The organism is Corallococcus sicarius (assembly GCF_003611735.1).
Taxonomy (GTDB): Bacteria; Myxococcota; Myxococcia; order Myxococcales; family Myxococcaceae; genus Corallococcus; species Corallococcus sicarius.
The window spans coordinates 1-2634 of sequence record NZ_RAWG01000564.1; the positions used below are offsets into that span (position 1 = coordinate 1).

The 2634-nt window shown below is 71.9% G+C and carries 1 protein-coding gene; it reads right to left on the bottom strand.

Annotated features, from left to right (window positions below; all coding sequences use genetic code 11):
* Positions 1–2466, bottom strand: a 2466-nt coding sequence (locus tag D7X12_RS40700) for a serine/threonine-protein kinase (protein WP_244225078.1), incomplete at its 3' end; no start/stop codon positions are given.
* Between the last annotated feature and the right edge of the window lie 168 nt (positions 2467–2634).

The following is a 2634-nucleotide window of genomic DNA, read 5'->3' on the forward strand; positions in this document are numbered from 1 at the left end:
CGCGCCGCCCGTGGTCCCCATGGCGCCGCCCCCCGTGGCCGGCGGAGGCGGAGGGGGGCTCGTCGGGCGCGCGGGAGGCACCGGCGGGATGGCCGGGACGATGGACGCGGAGGACAGGGAGACGACCTCGGTGTGCTCGCGCTCCTGTTCGCCGGCCACGGGGGGCGGCGCCATGGGGACCACGGGCGGCGCGGGCCGGGGCCGCAGCTCGCTCGGCTCCATCCGGGGCATGCTCCCCGAGGCGCCCTTCACCGGCGGCCGGGACATGTCCGAGGGGGCGCGCATGTCGCCGGAACCGGAGCCGGACTGGGAGCCCGCCGTCGACGCGCGCGGGTGCGAACCCGTGCCGGGCACGAGCGGCTTGGGGTGGGAGCCCGTGCCGCTGCTGGACGACGGCGCGTACTCCGCGAGCCGGTCCCCCAGGGCCTCCTTGAAGAACTGCGCCACCGACGCGGGCGACGAGGACAGGCGGTGGTGCGCGATGACCGCTTCAATCTCCTCGCGCATCGCCGCGGCGGACGGCGTGCGCCGCGCCGGGTCCTTCACCAGGGCCCGGAGGATGAGGTCGGACACGTCCTGCGGGATGTGCGGCTTGAGCTGCGAGGGCACCGGCGCCGGCTCGCGCACGATGGCCGCGAGCGTGGCCGCGTCATGGTCCCGGCGGAACGGCAGCTGGCCGGTGAGCAGCTCGAAGAGGACGACGCCCAGCGCGAAGACGTCGTTGCGCCAGTCCAGCGGCCGGCCGCTGGCGGCCTCCGGGGACAGGTAGGAGATCTTCCCCTTGATGACGCCCGCCTGCGTGTGCTCCTCGCCCTGCACCTTGGCGATGCCGAAGTCGCTGAGCTTGATGGCGCCGTCCAGCGAGATGAGGACGTTGTGGGGGCTCACGTCGCGGTGCACCACCGGGTGCGCGACGCCGCTCGGGTCCACGTAGCTGTGCGCGTAGTGCAGGCCCGCCGCCACCTCCGCCACGATGCGCAGCGCGTGCTCCAGCGGCAGCGCCATCCCCTTGCGGCGCAGCTCCGTGAGCAGCCGCTTGAGGTCCGGGCCGCGCACGTACTCCATGAGGATGTACGCGACGCCGTCCGTCACGCCCACGTCGAAGGTCTGCACGACGTTGGGGTGCGTGAGGCGGGCATTGGCGCGCGCCTCCGCGAAGAGCATGTCGACGAACTCCGGGTTCTCCGCGAACTGCGCGAGGATCTTCTTCATCACCACGTACTTCTCGAAGCCCTTCGCGCCCTGCTGCTTGGCGAGGAACACCTCCGCCATGCCGCCCTGCCCCAGCCGGCGGATGATCTGCAGCCGCGCGCTCTGGGCGGTGAGGTCCGTGGGGGAGCTGTGCTTCATCGACGCGGGATCGATGTTCGTGGAGCCGAACAGGTACTGGCTGAGCGCGCGCTGCTCCAGCGCCTCGATGTCGTCCTGCACCTTGTCCGTCAACGGCAGGCGCGCCAGCAGCCCCTGGAACTGCGCCAGGGCCGGGGCCCGCGCGGTGCCGCCGCAGATGGGGCACACGCGGTCCAGGTTGCCCTTGGCGCGCAGGACGTCCAGGTACTCGGAGGCCTGGATGCGCTGGTGATACACCTGCCCGCAGTTGCGGCAGTCACACGGCAGCCACAGCGTGGCCAGCTTCACCGGCAGCGTCTTCGCGGAGCGCGCCAGCAGGCCCAGCATGGGCGGGGGCACGCGGCTCAGGAACACCTGGGCGCCCTGCGCCGCGACCTCCAGCACCTGCTCGAAGCGGGGCAGCGCCTCCGGCTCCGCCTTGCTCACATGGCAGCAGTCGAACGCGACGCGCCCCTCCAGGCCCGCCGCCAGCCTTCGCACGTTGAGGTCGCCCTTGAGGACGGACGCCAGCGTGATGAAGGTGATGTCGTCCTGGACGATCTTCAGGTGCGACGCGAGCTCCGAGGACTCCGACGGCGTGCTCGCGCGCAGGTAGCGCAGCACCGCGGGGTCCACCGTGGAGAACTGCTGGCGGCGCGCGAAGTCGAAGAACTCCGTGGGCTCGTCCGCGAACTCCAGCGGCTGGGCGCACACGGGGCAGGTGTGCGCGGGCGCCCCGCCCTGCTCCAGCACCTTCGCCTCGTCCACCAGGTTGACCAGCCGCAGCCGGTCCTCCTTGCAGAAGCGGCAGGTGTACGGCGCCAGCAGGGAGAGCACGCGCGCGACGCCCGCGAAGCCCTCCACCATGTTGAGCTGATCCACCACGATGGGCGGCGCGTTGATGACGTACAGCCCCGCCACACCCTGCGGCGGGTGGCCGACGAACTCAATCCACTTGCGCACGCCGAACGAGCTGATGCGCTCCAGGAGGCCCAGGTCCACCACCAACAGGCCATTGAGGCCCTTGGTGGACGAGGCCAGCGGGAACGTCTCGTCGATGACACCGGCCACCCGGACGTGGAGGAGGTTTCCCACGCGCACGGTGCTGATGCCGGCATTGGAAGTTTGGCTCTCCACCCGCCTTACCCTCGTTCCAGACAGAACAGCAGGGACTTGGGCTGCGCGGCCCTGCGGCGCGCCTCCCCCAGGTCCACGGCGCACGTGAACACTGTTCCGCGCCCCGGGACCACCCGCACCGCCACCGCATCGCTGTGCTCCAGGATGCGGCGCAGGCCCAGGCCCGCC